This window comes from Colwellia maritima, from assembly GCF_022669015.1.
Classification (GTDB): Bacteria; Pseudomonadota; Gammaproteobacteria; order Enterobacterales; family Alteromonadaceae; genus Colwellia; species Colwellia maritima.
Genome location: NZ_JAKKSL010000001.1, coordinates 32,823 through 51,630, shown reverse-complemented (window position 1 = coordinate 51,630; position 18,808 = coordinate 32,823). Strand labels below are relative to the sequence as shown.

At 35.5% G+C, this 18,808-nt stretch carries 18 protein-coding genes, 1 tRNA gene and 1 pseudogene; 11 read left to right on the top strand and 9 right to left on the bottom strand.

All coding sequences use genetic code 11. From position 1 onward, the window contains the following. Nucleotides 1–6: 6 nt before the first annotated feature. Nucleotides 7–363 (top strand): hypothetical protein, encoded by a 357-nt coding sequence (locus L3081_RS00275; protein ID WP_242282695.1) that lies wholly within the window; start codon nt 7–9, stop codon nt 361–363. Between the two features lie 9 nt (nt 364–372). Here the strand turns inward: L3081_RS00275 and L3081_RS00270 are convergent, their stop codons facing one another. Together L3081_RS00270 and hutG are read right to left on the bottom strand one after the other, a co-directional pair. Next, nucleotides 373–1,737, bottom strand: coding sequence for a formimidoylglutamate deiminase (locus tag L3081_RS00270; RefSeq protein ID WP_242282694.1), 1,365 nt, complete (start codon nt 1,735–1,737; stop codon nt 373–375). 179 nt (nt 1,738–1,916) lie between these two features. Beyond that, nucleotides 1,917–2,705: an N-formylglutamate deformylase gene (gene hutG, locus L3081_RS00265; protein ID WP_242282693.1), complete on the bottom strand. Its 789-nt coding sequence runs from the start codon at nt 2,703–2,705 to the stop codon at nt 1,917–1,919. A gap of 329 nt (nt 2,706–3,034) precedes the next feature. On the opposite strand from hutG, the gene L3081_RS00260 reads away from it, so the two are divergent. From L3081_RS00260 to hemN, 7 genes are all read left to right on the top strand, one after another. Then, the gene (locus L3081_RS00260; RefSeq protein ID WP_242282692.1) at nt 3,035–3,781 is read left to right on the top strand and encodes a glutathione peroxidase; all 747 of its coding nucleotides are present in this window, start codon (nt 3,035–3,037) and stop codon (nt 3,779–3,781) included. Nucleotides 3,782–3,925: 144 nt separating this feature from the next. After that, nucleotides 3,926–4,147, top strand: coding sequence for a VF530 family protein (locus L3081_RS00255; protein WP_242282691.1), 222 nt, complete (start codon nt 3,926–3,928; stop codon nt 4,145–4,147). A 199-nt stretch (nt 4,148–4,346) separates the two neighbouring features. Beyond that, entirely contained in the window at nt 4,347–5,117 is a 771-nt protein-coding gene (gene purU, locus L3081_RS00250; RefSeq protein WP_242282690.1) for a formyltetrahydrofolate deformylase, read from the top strand. Nucleotides 5,118–5,332: 215 nt separating this feature from the next. Beyond that, nucleotides 5,333–5,929 (top strand): Der GTPase-activating protein YihI, encoded by a 597-nt coding sequence (gene yihI / locus L3081_RS00245; RefSeq protein WP_242282689.1) that lies wholly within the window; start codon nt 5,333–5,335, stop codon nt 5,927–5,929. 11 nt (nt 5,930–5,940) lie between these two features. Beyond that, nucleotides 5,941–6,429, top strand: coding sequence for a DUF2489 domain-containing protein (locus tag L3081_RS00240; protein ID WP_242282688.1), 489 nt, complete (start codon nt 5,941–5,943; stop codon nt 6,427–6,429). A gap of 42 nt (nt 6,430–6,471) precedes the next feature. Beyond that, complete coding sequence (locus L3081_RS00235) at nt 6,472–6,783, top strand: TraR/DksA family transcriptional regulator (RefSeq protein WP_242282687.1); 312 nt, start codon at nt 6,472–6,474, stop codon at nt 6,781–6,783. Nucleotides 6,784–6,999: 216 nt separating this feature from the next. After that, on the top strand, nt 7,000–8,370 hold the full coding sequence (gene hemN, locus L3081_RS00230; RefSeq protein WP_242282686.1) for an oxygen-independent coproporphyrinogen III oxidase: 1,371 nt from the start codon (nt 7,000–7,002) through the stop codon (nt 8,368–8,370). 59 nt (nt 8,371–8,429) lie between these two features. On the opposite strand, the gene L3081_RS00225 is transcribed toward hemN, so the two are convergent. After that, on the bottom strand, nt 8,430–8,960 hold the full coding sequence (locus tag L3081_RS00225; protein WP_242282685.1) for a DUF1285 domain-containing protein: 531 nt from the start codon (nt 8,958–8,960) through the stop codon (nt 8,430–8,432). A 196-nt stretch (nt 8,961–9,156) separates the two neighbouring features. Between L3081_RS00225 and L3081_RS00220 the strand changes: the two genes are divergently transcribed. Then, nucleotides 9,157–10,251, top strand: a complete 1,095-nt coding sequence (locus L3081_RS00220; RefSeq protein ID WP_242282684.1) for a GGDEF domain-containing protein — start codon at nt 9,157–9,159, stop codon at nt 10,249–10,251. A gap of 177 nt (nt 10,252–10,428) precedes the next feature. Continuing rightward, nucleotides 10,429–10,504, top strand: a tRNA-His gene (locus L3081_RS00215). A gap of 99 nt (nt 10,505–10,603) precedes the next feature. Here L3081_RS00215 and L3081_RS00210 read toward each other — a convergent pair. Next, nucleotides 10,604–11,464, bottom strand: a complete 861-nt coding sequence (locus L3081_RS00210) for an EamA family transporter (protein WP_242282683.1) — start codon at nt 11,462–11,464, stop codon at nt 10,604–10,606. A gap of 164 nt (nt 11,465–11,628) precedes the next feature. Further along, nucleotides 11,629–13,511 (bottom strand): annotated as a pseudogene (locus tag L3081_RS00205) (TonB-dependent receptor plug domain-containing protein). Nucleotides 13,512–13,855: 344 nt separating this feature from the next. On the opposite strand from L3081_RS00205, the gene L3081_RS00200 reads away from it, so the two are divergent. After that, nucleotides 13,856–14,365 carry a peptide-methionine (S)-S-oxide reductase gene (locus L3081_RS00200; RefSeq protein WP_242282682.1) on the top strand — a complete coding sequence of 170 codons (510 nt, stop codon included), beginning with the start codon at nt 13,856–13,858 and terminating at the stop codon, nt 14,363–14,365. Between the two features lie 80 nt (nt 14,366–14,445). Here the strand turns inward: L3081_RS00200 and L3081_RS28820 are convergent, their stop codons facing one another. From L3081_RS28820 to L3081_RS00185, 4 genes are read right to left on the bottom strand one after another with little or no spacing between them, the layout of a single operon-like run. Beyond that, a complete protein-coding gene (locus tag L3081_RS28820; protein ID WP_420839683.1) occupies nt 14,446–14,592 on the bottom strand; it encodes a helix-turn-helix domain-containing protein in 147 nt (48 codons plus the stop codon). Next, nucleotides 14,586–15,806 carry an ATP-binding response regulator gene (locus tag L3081_RS00195; RefSeq protein ID WP_242282681.1) on the bottom strand — a complete coding sequence of 407 codons (1,221 nt, stop codon included), beginning with the start codon at nt 15,804–15,806 and terminating at the stop codon, nt 14,586–14,588. Before L3081_RS00195 ends, L3081_RS28820 begins: the two co-directional genes overlap by 7 nt. Further along, on the bottom strand, nt 15,790–17,709 hold the full coding sequence (locus L3081_RS00190) for a ligand-binding sensor domain-containing protein (protein WP_242282680.1): 1,920 nt from the start codon (nt 17,707–17,709) through the stop codon (nt 15,790–15,792). The genes L3081_RS00195 and L3081_RS00190 overlap by 17 nt, the downstream gene beginning before the upstream one ends. After that, nucleotides 17,613–18,593: a ligand-binding sensor domain-containing protein gene (locus L3081_RS00185; protein WP_242282679.1), complete on the bottom strand. Its 981-nt coding sequence runs from the start codon at nt 18,591–18,593 to the stop codon at nt 17,613–17,615. The genes L3081_RS00190 and L3081_RS00185 overlap by 97 nt, the downstream gene beginning before the upstream one ends. Between the last annotated feature and the right edge of the window lie 215 nt (nt 18,594–18,808).

Genomic DNA, 18,808 nt, shown 5'->3' with positions numbered 1-18,808 from the left:
AGTGTTATGAAAAATATATTGATCTTGATCGTAGGAATTGCGGTTTTTTTACATTTTTTCCCTCAACCTGAGGTAACTAAGTTTTATAATGACATAAGAGCGTCAATGGATGAGAGTTTTTCTGATTTTAGTGACACTTCAGTGCGTTTAAACCCAGATAAAATTTTAATTGACTTAAAACCTGATTTAAAACATTTTTCACCTGCAGAGGTTGATTCATTAAAAGAGATCACATCGTCTCGAAAACATATCAATGAATTTTATCAATCGTTTTGCAGAGATAATAAACGCAGTACGACTTTTCATCCTAACAACCAAGCTAAAATTTGTCGAACAATCAGTAATTACTCAAGTATGCTTTAGGTTTATGCATTACGTAGATAATCGTGCTAGTAATTTTGCAAAGTTGTTAGCACTGTTTACTTCATTAGCGTGAGTATAATTTTGTACGGCCCATTGGCCATTAACCATAACATCCTTTATCATGTTTTTTTGGTCGGCAAAAATAACACTATCAAGTAAATGCTTGTTGTTGGCGAATAAAGAAGTTTGTTGTGTGTCAAGTATTAGTAAGTCAGCTTGCTTGCCTTCCGATATAACACCAGTATTTGAATTAGTGCTTTGTGCTCCACCTAATGCCGCTTTATGCCATAAATTTTGACCCACAGAAGCTATTCCTGCTGAAGATAGTATTACTCTTTTTTGTGTTATTAAGCGTTGTGCGTATTCTAGCCAACGTAACTCTTCCACAGGATTTACAGAAATATGGCTATCAGAGCCAATAGCAAAAGTACCATTTAACGCTAAAAATTCACGAGTGGGGAAAATACCATCACCTAAATTTGCTTCAGTTGTAGGGCATATTCCTGCAATTGCGTTACTGGCAACTATTCCTTTTTGTTCCTGTGCGTTAATGTGAGTGGCATGAATTAAACACCAATGTTCATCTAGATCAAAATTATCTAATAACCATTGCACAGGGCGCTTGGAGTAATGTGTTATGCAATCATCGACCTCTTGCTGTTGTTCAGCAATATGGATATGAATAGGGGCGTTATTATCTAACGAACGAACATGATGCACAACTTCAACGATGGACTCTTTATCAACAGCACGTAATGAATGAGGGGCTATACCAAGGTTAGTATTTGGGTATTGTTTAGTTAATTCAAAACAGTCACTGACTAATTGATTAAATTGTGCGGTAGTGTTTATAAAACGTTTTTGACCGTCATTTGATGTTTGCTGACCAAAACCGGCGTATTGGTACAAAACGGGCAATATGGTTAGTCCTATACCTGAATTTTTTGCGGCATCAAAAATGGCTTGTGCCATGGCTGATAATTTATGTTCGGGATTATTTCTTTTTGTATTGTCAGTGCAGTTTTCTGGGTATGTTTTACCATTGATATCATGATGTAAGTAATGAAACTCAGCAACACGTGTATAACCTGATTTTAGCATTTCTATATAAAGATGTTGTGCAATTGTTTTTACGTCATTATGAGTAATTTGAGCAAGAAATTTGTACATTGTTTTACGCCAAGTCCAAAAGCTATCTTTAGCGTTACTGCCGTGTTCGCTAAACCCTGCAAATGCTCTTTGGAAAGCATGGGAATGACAATTAATCATACCCGGAATAACCGTTCCTTCGAATAACGTGGCATTGCTCTTTTTGCCGCGCTTATCTCGGTAATAATCCCGTTTTGAATAGTCAGTGTTTTGTTTGTTGCCCAACCATTGTTCAATAAAATATTTTCAGCGTAGTAGTATTTTGTCATGTCTTGCTCTTTCATTACTTTACTCATTTCTTAATCACTAATTAATCATTAGTTAATCAATTAAACACCATGTTTTTAGCGGGTAAGCGTTGGTTATAAACGACGCAGTTTACTCGTTTGATATGCCATTTATATTCAGTTTTGATTACTGTAGTTAACTAAGCATTTAACTACCATTTTTAGGTGTTTTTTGACTTGTTCTGCTTTGATCTCATCATAGTGACTATTGGTTTCATTCAGATAAGTATCTTGTGATAATTCTAGTTGAATAGCATGAATACCATTTTTAGGATCACCATAGGCGCGTGTAATATAGCCGCCTTTGAACCGCTCATTATAAACGCAGCTAAATGGCTCGAAATTTAAATTTTTGATACTTTCAACCATGGCTTCATCACAACTTAATCCATCTGCAGTGCCGAAATTGAAATCAGGTAATTTACCTTCAAAAAAACGCGGTACGTTTGACAAAATAGAATGAGCATCAAGTAAAATTACTTTACCGTATTTTTGTTTTAATGCCATTAATGTATTTTTTAACGCACTATGATAAGGGTACCAATACTGTTCAATTCTATCGGTTATTTCTCTTGCCGTAGGGGTATTGTTGTTTAGATAAAGCGGTAATGAATTAAACGAAGTGGTTGGACATAACTCTGTATTATTTTGACCGACATAGAGAGCTTCACCGCTTGGGTCCCTGTTTAAGTCAATAACATACCGACTATATTTTGGGGAGATCGTATAAATGCCCATTGTTTTTGCAAAGTCATATAGTTTATCAATATACCAATCTGTATCAGCAACCTTTAAGGCGTTATTCGTCATGGTTTTTGCAATGTGCTTAGGTATATTTTCGCCGTTATGAGGCATACTAATTAGCATCCCTGTATTGCCTGGTGATAGAGAGTAGGTAGTATTCATTATGCACTCTTTTGGGTTGTTATTAATTGACCCTATATCAATTAATATTGTCTTTGTTTTGACTTTATGCTTTAGTTGTATATACAAGTTGAGATTTAATTTATCACGTTGCATTGGTGATAAGCAAATATTTTGACTACATTAGTTTCTTATTAATACAGAGATCTTGAAGTGATACTGCGGTGTATCGTTTTTTTAGATTGATATCATCTATTTTAATCACTTTAATTGTGTGTACATTTGCTTGATAATGGCTTCATCAAGTTTAATTACTTACTTCACCTCAATGTAGTTAAATTCAATATAGTTAAATTAACTAAGGAAATATTATGTCTACTCAAAATGTAAATTTCGAAAATAAAGAAGGGCAGAAAGTACCATCGGTAACCTTCCCAATGCGTGTTAATGACGATTGGGTTAAGCGCGATACTCAAGAAATTTTTGCAGGAAAAACGGTCGTTGTCTTTTCATTACCCGGTGCATTTACTCCTACATGTTCTTCAAGTCACTTACCTCGTTATAATGAATTAGCAAGTAAATTTGCTGAAAATGGTGTGGATGAAATTATTTGTGTTTCAGTGAATGACACTTTTGTTATGAATGCTTGGGCTGCCGATCAAGATGCAGAAAATATAAGTTTTATTCCTGATGGTAATGGTGATTTCACCGATGGAATGGGTTTGTTAGTGGCAAAAAATGAGATTGGTTTTGGTAAACGTAGCCGGCGCTATTCAATGTTAGTTAAAGATGGTGTGATTGAAAAAATGTTTATTGAACCAGATTTACCAGGTGACCCTTTTGAAGTGTCTGATGCTGATACAATGCTTGCTTATATTAACCCAGAAGCAGTTCAAACAACGAAAGTAAGCTTATTTACAAAACCAGGTTGTCCGCATTGTGCTCGAGCGAAAGACTTGCTTATCAAACAAGGTTTAGCCTATGAAGAGCTAACATTAGGTGATGAAATCAGTATTTCAGCAATGCGCGCAATCACTAATGCTGACACGGTCCCGCAGATATTTATTGATGGAAAACATATCGGTGGAGCTGACGAGCTAGCGAAATACTTCGCATAATATTTAACTAATATCCTATTTGCTTAAGTCATAGGCACTTATCTTCTTATTTTGCAGATAATGTGCCTTTTTTTTGTATGGCTTTGCATAGTTTTGCTATAATAAAAGTCCTTTAAGTCAGTCAGTTTTGAGTAAGCGTATTCCATGAACAATCAACCTTATAATCCATTACATGGTGTTACGTTAAAAACTATTGTTACTGAACTTGAAGCATATTTTGGTTTTGAAGCATTAGGCAAAGAAATTAATATAAATTGTTTTACGAAAGACCCCAGTATTAAATCAAGTCTAAAATTTTTGCGTAAAACACCTTGGGCAAGAGAGAAGGTAGAAGCACTTTATATTAAAAATAAACATCATTTGTGATGGATTAACTGAGAAAATATAAAGATATAGCCAAAAATGCTATGAAAACACTGGAAAAGATAGACAAAATAACCAATGATACTGCTTCTTTTTCATTACTAATAAAATATCATGACCACACCTAACCACTATATTCTTACTTGGCAATGTCCGGATAATACTGGCGTTTTAGCAAAAGTTTCACAAAGTTTATTCGAACATGGCGCATTTATTACTGAAACATCGCAATATAGTGACCCTTATACCGAAACTTTTTTCACGCATTGCTTTTGATGATCGCAATTTAACCGTTTCTGCAAATGAATTTAAAGAAGCACTAGATAAGTTAGCGAAACCATTGCACATGGAGTATAAACTTCGTAATAAAACTGATGTGCCTAATGTAGTTATTGCTGTTTCTAAAGATGATCATTGTTTGGTGTCGTTATTAACAAAATGGAAATCAGGCGTCTTACCGATCAATATCGTTGCTGTACTTTCTAATCATAAAGATTGCGAGTCACTAACTGATTGGCATGGCGTACCTTTTCATCACTTACCCCTCACGAAAGACACTAAAGCTGAACAAGAAGCACAAATACTCGACTTGCTAAAAACATGTAATGCTGACTTATTAGTGCTTGCGCGTTATATGCAAATATTATCTGACGATCTATGCCAAAAATTAGGCGGCCGTGCTATAAATATTCATCATTCATTTCTGCCTAGTTTTAAAGGCGCACGACCTTATCACCAAGCGCACGCACGAGGTGTAAAAGTTATTGGTGCAACGGCGCATTATGTAACGGCTAATTTAGATGAAGGTCCAATCATCGCACAAGAAGTGAAACCCATTAACCATACTTTTACTATTGAACAAATGGTTCACATGGGGCACGATTTAGAGGCGACTGCATTGAGCCATGCCGTACGAATTCATGCAGAACAACGTGTTTGTATAAATGGAGATAAAACGGTAATACTCGCTTAATGATATAAAAAGTCTAGTTTTGAGAGTAGGCAAGCACTACATCGTGCTGTGTAGTGACATGCAAAAATTAGACTATAATTTTTTTTGTTACCGATGACTAAACTCTATTTCTTTGTTATAGACAATTAATCACGCGTTACTCAAAACTAGCAATTACTTTTTAACCGTTAATGGCGTAAAATAGCGCAATTAATCGTTAAAAAAGTAATAAGCTCATGTCACGTACAAAAAAATCTAGAAAACCTGGTGGTGCTCCAACAGCGAAACCTAAGCTAAGTAAAGTTGAATTAGCAAGCGTTGAAAAAAGAGTGCGTAAAAAAACGGGTAAAAAGCCAGGCAATCGTCAGCAAGAAGCACAGATAGATAACCAGTCAGATCATAATACGAATCAAAATAAGGATCCTCGTATTGGCAGTAAAAAACCGATTGATTTAGGCGGTGCGGTTAAAATCGTTCAAAAGCCTATATCTAATAAAGCTAAAAAAGCGCCAAAAGATCCTATTGCTGCTATTCGTACCGTAAATAAAGACGAAGTCGAGCTTAGTTTGGCTCAACAACTTGAAGCAATTGAAACAGACGAACGCTTACAAGTTATTTTAAGCAAACAAGAAGAAGAGATTACGTTAACGGCTGAAGAAGTAGATTACTTCAATAATTTGATGGATCGACATCAATCAATCAGTGCACAGTTAGATGATGATGACGAAGAAATACCCGCTACTAAAGCAAAGTCTGAAGATGATTTGTGGGACAAATTAGATAACTCCTCCTTGTCTGATTCTTTATATGGTAATGACAACGAACGCGATTAAGGGTTATCAATATGAACGACTATTGGCTGATCGCGCTAGTTTTAGCCGTTATTATTATTGCCAGTTTAGCTTTTTACGCGGGTAAGTTGTTAAGGCAAGTTAGCGCCCAAAAACTGGCTCAACAACAAGCTGAATTAGCGCATCAAAAAGGCTTGGCTAAGCATGATCTAAAGGTGTTTAGTAGTGTAAAAATTATTGTTAGAGCCATGAAAGAAGAGCAATGCGATTATAGCGAGGGATGTTGGCGTTTGGCTGTTTTGCTTGATTCTTTAAAATTGAGTAGTGAGTTAGCCCAACAATTTCCTGCTATATTTGCGCTTTATAATGAAATTAAACACCTTTCGATTCTTGAAAGCCGTAAACAGTTAGCAAAAAAGCAGCGAATGAAAGAAGATTATCAGCGTATGACTGTTGAAGCTAAATTGCGTAATGAAATAGTGATAGAACTTGATCTACTTCAACAGTATTTCACCGAAAGAATGAGTATACTGAAGGAATAAGTTATAACGACATTCAGTCGTTATTTATTCGAGGTACTCATTATGACAGAACAATTAAAAGCGAAATTTATCCAACGTATTGTTGAATTACAAGAACGTATTGGCGCTATCCATCGTGACTTTTCTGATGGTAGAGATGCCGATTGGTCTGAACAAGGCGGCGAGCGCGAAAATGAAGAAGTTCTGAATGCGCTTGAGTCTGAAGCTAAAATTGAAATACAGCATTTATCAAATGCCATTACGCGAATAGAAAATGGAAGTTATGGCATTTGTGAAGCCTGCGGCGAAAAAATTACCCAACAACGTTTAGCTGTACAGCCTGCGGCAGAAAAATGCATTCAATGCGCTGAATAAACCAGGTAAGGAATATGAATTATTTAAGCTATTTTAAGTATGTTTATACAATATTTTAAATAGCTTACTTTCCTTACGTGACACTTGACATACCCCCTTACAAACAATATATCTACACCTCACAAATAGCTTGTGTTTGATCAATACATAAGATGGTAACTGATGTATAATTAGTGTTATTAACCTCTCAAGCTCTGATAAATTATCGGTAACATCATGAAAGTAAGTCAATTTTTCGATCCACAATTACTTAGTAAATATAATACAAGCGGCCCAAGATATACTTCATATCCAACGGCATTAGAATTTCATGATGACTTTAAACATGATGATTTTATTCATGCAGTGGAATCTTCACCTAATCGTGAATTGTCTTTATATGTTCATATTCCTTTTTGTCATACCCTTTGTTATTACTGTGGTTGTAACAAAGTCATTACGCGTCATCGTGACAAAGCGGATATTTACCTTGACTACTTAGCGCAAGAAATTGCTTTGCAAGCGCCACTCTTTACTGAATATAAAGTTAAACAATTGCACTGGGGCGGTGGTACACCAAGCTTTTTAACTCACAAGCAAATAACCACGTTAGTGGAGCTATTAAAAGAAAAATTTGATTTTTCAGATGAGTTAGAAATGAGTATTGAAATTGATCCGCGTGAAATTGAAATGGATCTGGCAGAGCATTTATTTTCCTTAGGTTTTAATCGTTTAAGTTTAGGCGTGCAAGACTTAGATTTAAAAGTGCAAGAAGCAATCAACCGTGTGCAATCAACCGAATTTATTGGTGATTTTATTGGTCATGCTAAATCGGTAGGTTTCCAGTCTATTAATATTGATTTAATTTATGGCTTGCCGCATCAAACACTCGAAAACTTCAAGAAAACGTTAGATAAAGCGCATGAATGGGATGTTGATCGTATATCACTCTTTAGTTATGCCCATATACCAAGTCGTTTTTCTTCTCAACGTAAATTACGTGATGAATGGTTACCTGACGTAAAACTAAAATTTGCGCTAATGAAGTTATCAATAGAAACATTGTGTGACTATGGTTACGATTTTATTGGTATGGATCATTTTGCTAAACCAAATGATGAACTTTCTATTGCACAGAAAAATGGTACTTTACATCGCAATTTCCAAGGTTATACCACTAAAGGTGGTTGTGATTTACTTGGGCTTGGTGTGTCTTCAATTAGTAGTATTGGCCGTTCATTTGCGCAAAACATCAAAGATTTACAAAGTTACTATAAAGCGATTGAAAATCAACAGCACGCGCTTGAGCGTGGCGTGAGTTTAACTGATGATGATATATTACGTGGCGAAGTTATTCGTGAACTTATGTGTAATCTTTATGTAAACAAAGAAAAAATAAACGAAAAATATGGTATCAGTTTTGATGAATACTTTGCTCAAGATTTACCGTTGTTAAATACCTTTATTGAAGATAATTTAGTTGAAAATTCACCAACGTTTATTCAAATTGATCCAAAAGCACGATTACTTGTACGTAACATTTGTATGAGTTTTGATGCTTATATGAAAAAACATGTCAATCAGCAGCGTTTTTCACGCGTTATTTAAATCAATTCTAATTGAAAAATGACAGTAGTTATAAGCATACTTAATTAGCTACTGTCATGTTAAATCTCACCTAAGCTTACGTTATAATTATCACTGGTAAATACCAATTCAGTCCCTTTGTTTGTTTTGACTTCTTTGGCTAAATCAACCCATTGGTAAAACACGTTTCGATGGACTTTTGCTAACAAATTACGACGAACGTTAACATATAGCTCCCCCTTATCATTTTTTGTTATGGGATGCTGAGCGTTTAAAATAAATTCGTCACCCACATTATTCTTCACCATCATTATGGTTTTATCATCATCTTGCCAATACCATTGTGTTAAAACAAACGGTGCGTCTTCAACGGTAATTTTAATTTTTTCAACCGGTGTGACTAAAAAATATTCATCTTGTTCTTTTTTGAGTACCGAAGATAATAGTTTAACGAGGGCAGGGCGTTTGAAAATAGTACCTGCATAAAACCAGTCTCCATTGGCTTTTATTTGAAGATCGATTTCGCCACAATAATCAGGATTCCATAATTCTACTGGAGGAATTTTATTACCGTGAGTTTTTATTTGAGTTGATATTTTATCTAAAGACATCGCATAACCTATCGAGAGTAAAGATATTTGCTGAAAGAAATGCATCTAAGTAATGTGGTATATTGTCCCTATACTACCTAAACCAAACTTGGCTGTACATGATAGAGCATATTTTAGGTAAGATAACTATAATAAGAATAATTAGGACAATTGACTGTCTTAAAAGAGAATATGAGAAATATATGAGGGGAATACATTGACGCACCCAAAACTGATCGAAGTTTTAATTCAGCAAACACCTCGTGCTATGGCTGCTCTGCTTATTGTTTCTGTCGCTTATTGTTGGATATTTATTAACTTTATCCCGCATACCCTACTGATTTTATGGCTTTTGTTACAAGTTATATTAGTGATATGTCGCTTTTATAATATAAAAATGTTTAAGCAATATTTAATAGAGCAAGCACAAGGGAGAATACAAAAACAAAAAACACTTTTTATTATTTTAAATCTGTTCCAAGCATTTATGTGGACAACGTCTTCTGTGCTAGTGTTGATGTATGCTCCACAGCCATTTGAATTAGTCAGTTTAGTGATAATTATCGGAATCATAACTGCAGCTGTATTGAGTATGTCGACGTTTTATACGGCGTATCTGGTGTTTTTCTTTGCAATGCTGATACCCCAAATAATTATCCTACTTTATTATGGTGAGCCCCAACATTATAGTTTAGCAGCGTTAACGTTTGTTTATATTTTGGCGATTATTCAGCTTTCAAAATCCGTTTATAATGGACACTTACTAAATATTAAAACCAATGCTAAGTTGGAAAAGAGTGTAGAAGAGCTACACAAGCTATCCATGATTGATATGATGACAAACATATATAATAGGCGTTATTTTTTTAAAGTGTCTCAAGACTTAATTTCTATCGCGCTAAGAGAAAAGAGTAAACTCTCATTATTGATGATTGATATAGATTATTTCAAAAATATTAATGATACTTACGGGCATGATGCAGGTGATTATATTTTAATCAATGTCGTCAAAGAAATAAAAAAGGTAACCCGCAAAAGTGATATATTTGCGCGCATGGGCGGTGAAGAGTTTTCCATACTGTTAGGTAATACCTCAATTACAGGTGCTGCAGTTATTGCTGAAAAAATGCGTTCAGTAATAGAAAACACGGCATTTAATTACAATAATACCGTGATAAAACTAACAATATCGATTGGTATTTCTGAACTAAATGATCAACACAATTCCATTGAAGAGTTATATAAACAAGCAGACAAGCAACTCTATTTAGCAAAAAATAATGGTAGAAATCGCGTTGTTCCGTCAGTATAGCGAGTGCGCTATTTTTCGTTGATAGATGGAATATTCTTAAAATCTTTAGAAAAAACGATACATCATTGAAGCAGCGAATTAGTAATACTAAAAAGCCCAGATTTATCTTGTCAATCAATACCTAAATGCAATATACTCTCCGCGCCTTATCACTAGGCGCTTCAAGTAAACTCAGTGGTGGCTATAGCTCAGTTGGTAGAGCCCCGGATTGTGATTCCGGTTGTCGAGGGTTCAAGTCCCTTTAGCCACCCCATTTTACCTCTATAAATAACAACTCTTCAATCAATCTTATGCGTTACATTAGCGCATCTTAGACTCATATTTGTAACTATAAACTATAGCAAAGCTTGTTTTATTTCCGTTTTGCAATCAATAAAGCTATTACAATCAAAAGAGAGCCTATACCAAGTCTTATCAGTTCTTCTGTAGAGCCGCCTTTTACTTCTCCAAAAATAAATAATGAGGCGAACATGGCTAATGGCACTACGGCATTGTTAAATGCGGCTAATACGCCCACATTCGTTTGAGTTCCGCCTTTATTCCAAAAGAAAAAACCAAGTCCCGAGGCAATAAAGCCCATGTATACTAAAACCAACCATTGTGTGGGGGTTGCATCAAAAGGAATGGGTGACTGCTGAGAAATCAATAACGTGGCAATGGTAGTGAAAACTGCAGCGCCTAGGTATAAAAAGCCAAATATTGAGCCGTCGCGAATCTGTGGTCTAGCTTGTTTCCAATCACGATAATAAACTTGCCCAAAAGCAAAAGCGACATTGGCTATTTGCATCAAGCCAAATCCAAGCCAAATTTCGCTTGATTCAATCTTGCCCATTTTTATAACAGCAGCGCCAAAGATAGAAAGCATGGTGGCCACAATATACCAAGGGCTAAAAGAGCGTTGTCTAAGATCGTTAATAATAACGATATATAATGGCGTCAATATGCTAAATAAAGCGACTAGGTGTGATGGTAGATAACGAAAAGCGGATAGGTAACAGGTGTACATAACACCGTACTGAAAAGCGCCCAGTAGTACAAGTTGTCTTTTTTCTTGCCAATTAGTATTACGTAGTTTTAAAAAAGGTAAAAATACAATAAAAGCCAGTAATAACCGAGTATCAGCAATTTGAAGTGGGTCGATGCCTTTAAGTGTATTACCAATAAGCCCGAAGGAAAATGCCCAAATGAGTGTGGTGATCACTAGATAAATCATTAAAATCTCTATGTATTAGTGCAGTAAATGAAGCAGCTATATTCAATCAGTTATATTCAAATAGCTATTTTGACAGGCTATTGTTAACGATTTAACCCCAAAAAGCAAACAGCCAGTATCTTTGGGACGGTGATAATACTCTTACCTATGTATAGTTTAGCGCGTTACCGGCTGTATGTAGCGCTCAGTGTGTATTGGTCGCCACGTCCTGGTGTACCAGGTATCTCTTCGAACGCTTCATCCCACAGATTATCTACAGCAAAGATAATAGCTAAACCGTTAATTTGCTCTGGAGAAACTTTTAAAGTTAAGTGGGTGAATAAAGCATCGTCATCACCGTTGCGCAGAGCATTGTCTTCTTGCTTACGCCACTCGTTATCAATACGCACTTCAATAATATCAATTGGACGCCAAATAACACCTAAGGTTACGCGATGATCAGGGTAATTTAAGGCATAAAAACTCGCATCTATATTTGCAGCTCCATAATCTTCAGATTTATTAAGAAAGGTGTAACTGGTGATGATATCTATCGTTTCAAAACGTTTTATTGCTAAGAACTCTATTCCTACCGTATCGATATTAACCGCATTTGCTGAGCGTGCAGAAGTTGAATTAAAACTATAAGTCCAATCTGTTAAATCATCGTCTTGTCGGTAAAAAATAGCAGAATCAAGGCTCCAAGTTTCATGGTCTAACGCAAAACCTAATTCTAAGTTTTTAGCGGTTTCTCGACCTAAATCATAATTACTACGGAACAAACCGCCGCTATCGCTACCACCTATCGCGGTGTAACCTGCTACTTGGCTCGCTTCCGCATACGAAAGATAGATAGTTTGCGAGCTGCCATCAGCCTTTATCGTATTCCACGTAATATCACCAAGGAGTGAAACGTCAGATTCATCTCGATTAGTGTCGTCAAAAGCAGCACCAAGACGAAAAGTTAACCGCTGATCATCTTGAAGTTCTATTCGGTATTCCGGTAACACGCTGATCTTATGGTAATCACGTGAAGTAAAGTTATTTTCTAGCGTAGTTGATTCAATATTGTCGGTTATAAACTGTGTTGAGTAGTTTAGTGCGAATGAATCGCTTTGTGCATGACGGCCAGATAAGGCTATTGATTTCACTTCAGTTTCGTGAAAAGCTTCAAATGCACTCGGGTTTTCTCGAGAGTATATATAATGGTCTTCGTTACGACGATAATAAGTCGATAGTTCAACGCTACTATCTTGTGCGTAGTATTGTTTATGATTAAGGATCAATAGTTTTGTTTTAATGTCTTCTGTTTCATTAACATTAAATGGCGTGTACATATTTGGCCGACAAAAAACTTTTGTTGTGTACCAAAAAACAAATCGGTTTGTGATGACTCACCAGTTAACTGAATTCGGCCAGAAACACGTTCAAAATCATGGTCACCATTCTCTATGGTGCCATCACTTTCTGAGCGAGAATATTCTCCTTCAAACCCAAGGCTCCAATTTTTAGTCTCTCCTACGGGTACACTAACAGCGCTATGAATACGTTGTAGATTAAAGTTGTTAGTACCTGCACCCAGTGAAGCACTGCCTGAGGTTTTAATCGCTTTCCAACTACGCGATACGGTACCTACCGAACTGTTAACACCCGGCAATGCGTTATCTACACCGGTAAGTATGTCAGCATTAGTTAACATTTCTTGGGCGATAGGTATTTCTGCTACGTAATGCCCTGTTTGCGGATCCAATAAAGCGGCGCTGCCTACGGTAAAGCCGGTATTTTCAAAAATACCACCGCGAATAGTCACATCTGCTTGCGCTTCAGCCATGTTTCGCGACTGTAAATCTACACGTGGATCATATTCTAAATTTGAAACCGATGAACCAAAGGTTCCCACAGGCTCTGTATTAGCCGTTGTTGAGCCTTTAATTGTTATTTTCTCGATATCAGTGTTGGCTTTAAGCGCTACTTCAGCGTTTTCTTCAGTACTCTCATTTGCTGCTGATGACAAAGTCGATAAGCTTAATAATAGGGCGGGTAGGGTGATTTTTACCACAGAATTCATGTTAAGTTTCTCATTGATATTGTTTTATTTATCGTTAAGCGATATTGAATATACCTTCATTATTGGACTATAAATCACACCAAAAAATAGCGAGCTTAGCGTCTTAAAATTTAACGCTAAATCGAACTTTACACTTGGCGTGAGTGAATAAAATATAGTTAGATAAGACGGAGGTTAGTTAAAATGTAATAATCGCTATGTATGAATATATTGTATCTTAGCGAATAAAATATTTCACATGGAAACTGAGCATAACAAGTAAAGGTTAACAAATGGGTGAATAATACACAGAAATAGAATAACTAATTCCTTTAACTTCAATTGAGCCTTTATAAAGAGTAAACATGAACACACTACAAGATCATAAGCATGCTAACAACAAGCATGAAATCATTTACTTTGCCGGTGGTTGCCTTTGGGGCGTTCAGGAGTATATGAAGCATTTACCCGGTGTTGTTACCACTGAAGCAGGGCGAGCCAACGGCATAACGGATACTACCAGTAGTGATTATGATGGTTATGCTGAGTGTGTAAAAGTTACATTTAAACCCAATGCGGTTAATATTACAGATCTCTTTGGTTACTTTTTTGAAATTATTGACCCCTATAGTATCAATCAGCAGGGTGCAGATGTCGGTAAAAAATATCGAACAGGCATATACAGTAATAACCTTATTCACCTGAAAAGCGCTGCAGAGTATATTAAAAGCCGTGACGATGCACAGAAGGTAGTGGTTGAAATACTACCGTTGACCAACTATGTGAAAAGCGATGAAGAGCACCAAGAAAGGCTCACGCGCTTTCCTAATGATTATTGTCATATTCCAAAGAAAATATTACATAAGTATAAGTAAGGTTAATTAATACTTAATATCGACGTTGGATCAACCGTTTGTATTCTTTTTGCATAAAAGTATTTTTCATTCAAAGAATTCTAATTATTATCCGTAATAAAAAATGCTTTTTGAGCTTGTTTAGGCGTCATTTGAAACTGATCTTTAAAACATTTTGAAAAATGGGGCAAGGTGGTAAAACCACAATGTATTGATATATTTGAAATACTATTGTCAGATTTTAACATTTCATAAGCACACTGTAATCGGTATTCGCGGATAATATCGTTGGTTTTTTTGACAAGTAAAGCTCTGATTTTCGTCTTAACGTTCTTTCATCCATAGCCAATAGTTCAGATAGTTTTTTTACATTAAATTCGGGATCTGGAAAATGTATTTTTAAAAGGTCTTGGGTACGTTGAATGAATTTATTACGAGTATCATCTTCTGATAGCTCTATTTGTAAATGGTTAGCGGCGGATGCGGTGATACTCTTTCTTGTTTCACTGGATGAATCTAATAAATTAGCTATTTTCAGTTTTAATATTTCACCGCTAAAAGGTTTACTTAAATAGTCTGTTGCTCCCGCCTGTAACCCCTGTTTTTGGCTTAACATATCACTTTTAGCTGTGAGTAATATAATTGGGACTTTGTTATAAGACTGATCACTTTGTCTGATATATTGACATAACTCAAATCCATTCATTTGCGGCATCATAACATCAGATAAAATTAAATCTGGTTGAAAGTCATCAATATGCTCAGTGGCTTCTTTGCCATTGTATACGTTCAACACATCATAATCTGATGCTAATAGCTGAGTAAGAAATTGGTTTATTTCTAAATTGTCTTCAACAATAAGCAGTCTTTTATTACTCAGATTTGGAGCCTTTTGTCTTCGTAATTTCGCTGAGATTTTATTTTCAACTAATGTTTGGTCAATGTTAAAAATGATATCAACTGGCAGTGAAATAATAAACTGAACCAAATTGGGTCGGCTATTATCCAAGGTTAATGTGCCTTGATAAGATTCAACGAGCTCTCTGCTCGATGAAAGTCCTATGCCTTGACCTTCAGTTTTATGGTGATGCTCTAGACGATAGAATTTTTCAAAAATAGTTTCTTGGTGTTTTATAGGAATATTCGTTCCTATATTAATCACTTTAATAACACAGAAGGGATTTTCTACCGTACAGGTGATTTTAATTTCACTTGAACTGTCTGCATATTTGATTGCATTAGAAACAAGGTTATTAAGGATAGTTTCTAATACCTGGATCTCGATAACCAGTTTTGCATTTGTTTTAGCATCAAGTGTTAAAGTGAGTGCTTTTGTCGAGGCAAGAGCAGAAAAGTTATTAATTACTTGTGTACAGATATGAGTTAGCGCAACAATTGATTTTTTCTCAGTCGCTTGTTCATTATTGGCAAGCGATAATAACTGCTCAATCAGGTGAAACAACCGGCCGGCCGTTATGCTTGATATTATTAATTTTTTTGTTGTTTTCGATGCTTAACTCGCTAATTGATACGGTTTCTAACGCGTTAAAAATCAGTGTTAATGGCGTTTTCAGTTCATGTGATATATTTTCAATTAAATGTTGTTTTTCTTTAGTACGTGCTTCAACTTTACTTTCTAATTGCGCATTTAACTGTCGTTCAAAAATCAATTTATGACGTTGAGATCGAATATAAACAAAAACAACACTGAGTAAAATCAAACTATATAGGGCATATGCCCACCATGTTTTCCATGGCGGCGGTAATATTATTATTTGCAGCGAAGTTCCTTCTTCATTCCAATAACCGTCTGAATTACTTGCTTTTACGCTAAAAGTATAATCACCATAAGGTAAATTAGTATAAGTTGCTCTACGGTTCTTATAATCAGTATTTACCCATTCTTTGTCCCAACCTATTAACTTATAAGCAAATTTATTCTTTTTAGTGTTTCTAAAGTGTAATGCTGAGAATTCAAACGTAAGTATATTATCTTTGTGGGTCAATACTATCGATTTAGTCTCATGTATCGTTTTATCTAAACTAAAACCCGTATATTTTTCGGTTAGTTGGTTATCTATTGCCGGTTTTGTTGTTTGCTCATTTGTTAATTGGGGAAAAGTTGAAGTAATAGACACAGGCTTATTCAATAATAACATATTGGATATGACGACTTTGGGCGGTTTTATATCGTCCTTGCTATTTTCAGGAAAAAATCGATTGAAGCCATTTGTTCCGCCAAAAAATAATTCACCGCTTTTACTTTTAAAAGAGGCTCCAATGTTAAACTCGTTACTTTGTAGACCATCACTTACATTATAACTCTTAAATGTTTCAGCTTTAGGATCCATACGTGACAGCCCCTGATTAGTGCTTATCCATATATATCCTAGGTTATCTTCCTCAGTGCTGTAAATAACATTATCAGGTAAACCCTGTACTTTAGTATAGGTCCTAAATTTTTTTAATCTTGTATCAAACAGGTTTAAGCCATTATATGTGCCAACCCATATATTACCGCGGCTATCTTCTGTAATGCTTAAAACAGTATCATTACTTAAACTATCTGCGTCATTAGCTTTATGGCGGAAATGGGTAAATTGTTCTGTTTTTGTATTAAAATGATTGAGCCCACCTGTGGTTCCAAACCAAAGATTCCCTTGGGTGTCTTCTATCATGCTCAGAACAGAGTTATTACTTAAACTATTTGTGTTATCGTCCTGATGACTGTAGTGGGTAAACTGTTTGTTTGTTGTATTAAAATGATTGATACCACCAGTGGTTCCAAACCAAAGATTCCCCTGGGTGTCTTCTATCATGCTCATAACCTTGTCACTACTGAGACTATTTAAGTTATTGCTCTGATGTCGGTAATGGGTGAACTGTTTGCTTTTGGTATTAAAATGATTAACGCCTTTATTTGTTCCAATCCAAATATTGCCGTGGCTATCTTCTATTACACAGGAGACAATGTCACTACTTAAACTATTTAAATCATCCTTTTGATGACGGTAATGAGTAAATTGCTTATTTTTGGAATCAAAATGATCGAGTCCGCCGGCCTGTATTCCGACCCAAAGGTCACTTTGGTTATCTTCTACAATGCTAAAAACATTGTTCTGGCTTAAACTATTTCTGTTATTGGTTTGATTTCGGTAATGAGTAAAGGATTCATCCTTTATATTAAAATGATTGAGCCCACCACCGACGGTCCCAACCCAAATATTATTCTGATTATCTTCTACAATTCTAAAAACATTGTTATTGCTTAAGCTAGTTGGATTATTGCTCTGATACAGATACTGAGTAAATTGTTCGTTTTCTGTATTAAAATAATTAAGCCCTCCGCCACCTGTGCCGGCCAAATATTGCCTTGGCTGTCTTCAATAACACTATAAACTAAGTCATGACTTAAGCTATTTGGTTCATTTTGTTGATGGCGATAATGGGTAAACTGTGCACTTTTTGTATTAAAATGATTAAGTCCACCTCGCGTTCCAATCCAAAGGTTATTTTTAGCATCCTCTATAATACTAAAAACATTGTTGTGACTTAAACTGTTTGAATCATTGGGTTTATGAAAGTAGGGAGTAAACTGTGCATTTTTTATATTAAAATAATTAAGGCCATTGGCTGTTCCAATCCAAAGATTATCGCGGTTATCTATCACAATACTCAAAACATTATCATGACTCAAACTGGTTGGGTCATTTTCTTGATGACGATAATGGGTAAACTGTTTGTTTTTAGTATTAAAATAATTAAGACCACCGCCTACGGTGCCAATCCAAAGATTGTCATGGCTATCCTTGGCTATGCTGTAAATAAAGTCATGACTTAAGCTGTTAATATCATTTTCTTGATGGCGGTAATGAGTAAATTGTTCAGTTTTAGTATTAAAATAATTCAGTCCACCCCTACGCGTTCCAATCCAAAGGTTGCCTTGGCTATCTTCTACAATTTTTGTAATGTAATTGTGGGAAAGTGAATTACTATCACTTATATCGTGTTTGAAAACCTTAAGGCTATAGCCATCATATCTAGCTAAACCCATTTCTGTACCAAGCCACATAAAACCGATGCTATCTTGAAATATAGCAATCACACTATTTTGCGGTAAGCCATCTTCAATTGTAAGGTGCTGAAAGCGAATAGATGTTTCTTTTGAAAATGAGGTTGAAGAATATAGTAGGGTTAATAATAAGGCTATTATAGAGATGAAACACGGAATTAATATTTTCTTAAACAAGGAAAAAACCTAAAAAATAAAAGTTCGTTCAGTTTACTTTAATTCATGAAGAATAAAAATAGAACATCAGTTAAAAGCTTCCTTTGCCCCATTTATTTGAATTACCAACTCATTGAGCTACGCCCCCTAAATGTCCCTTATATTTGCCAAAGTGAACAATAGCTATTTTCAATGTGTTCATAAAACCACCTTTAAACGTATTAAAAATAAGCTGA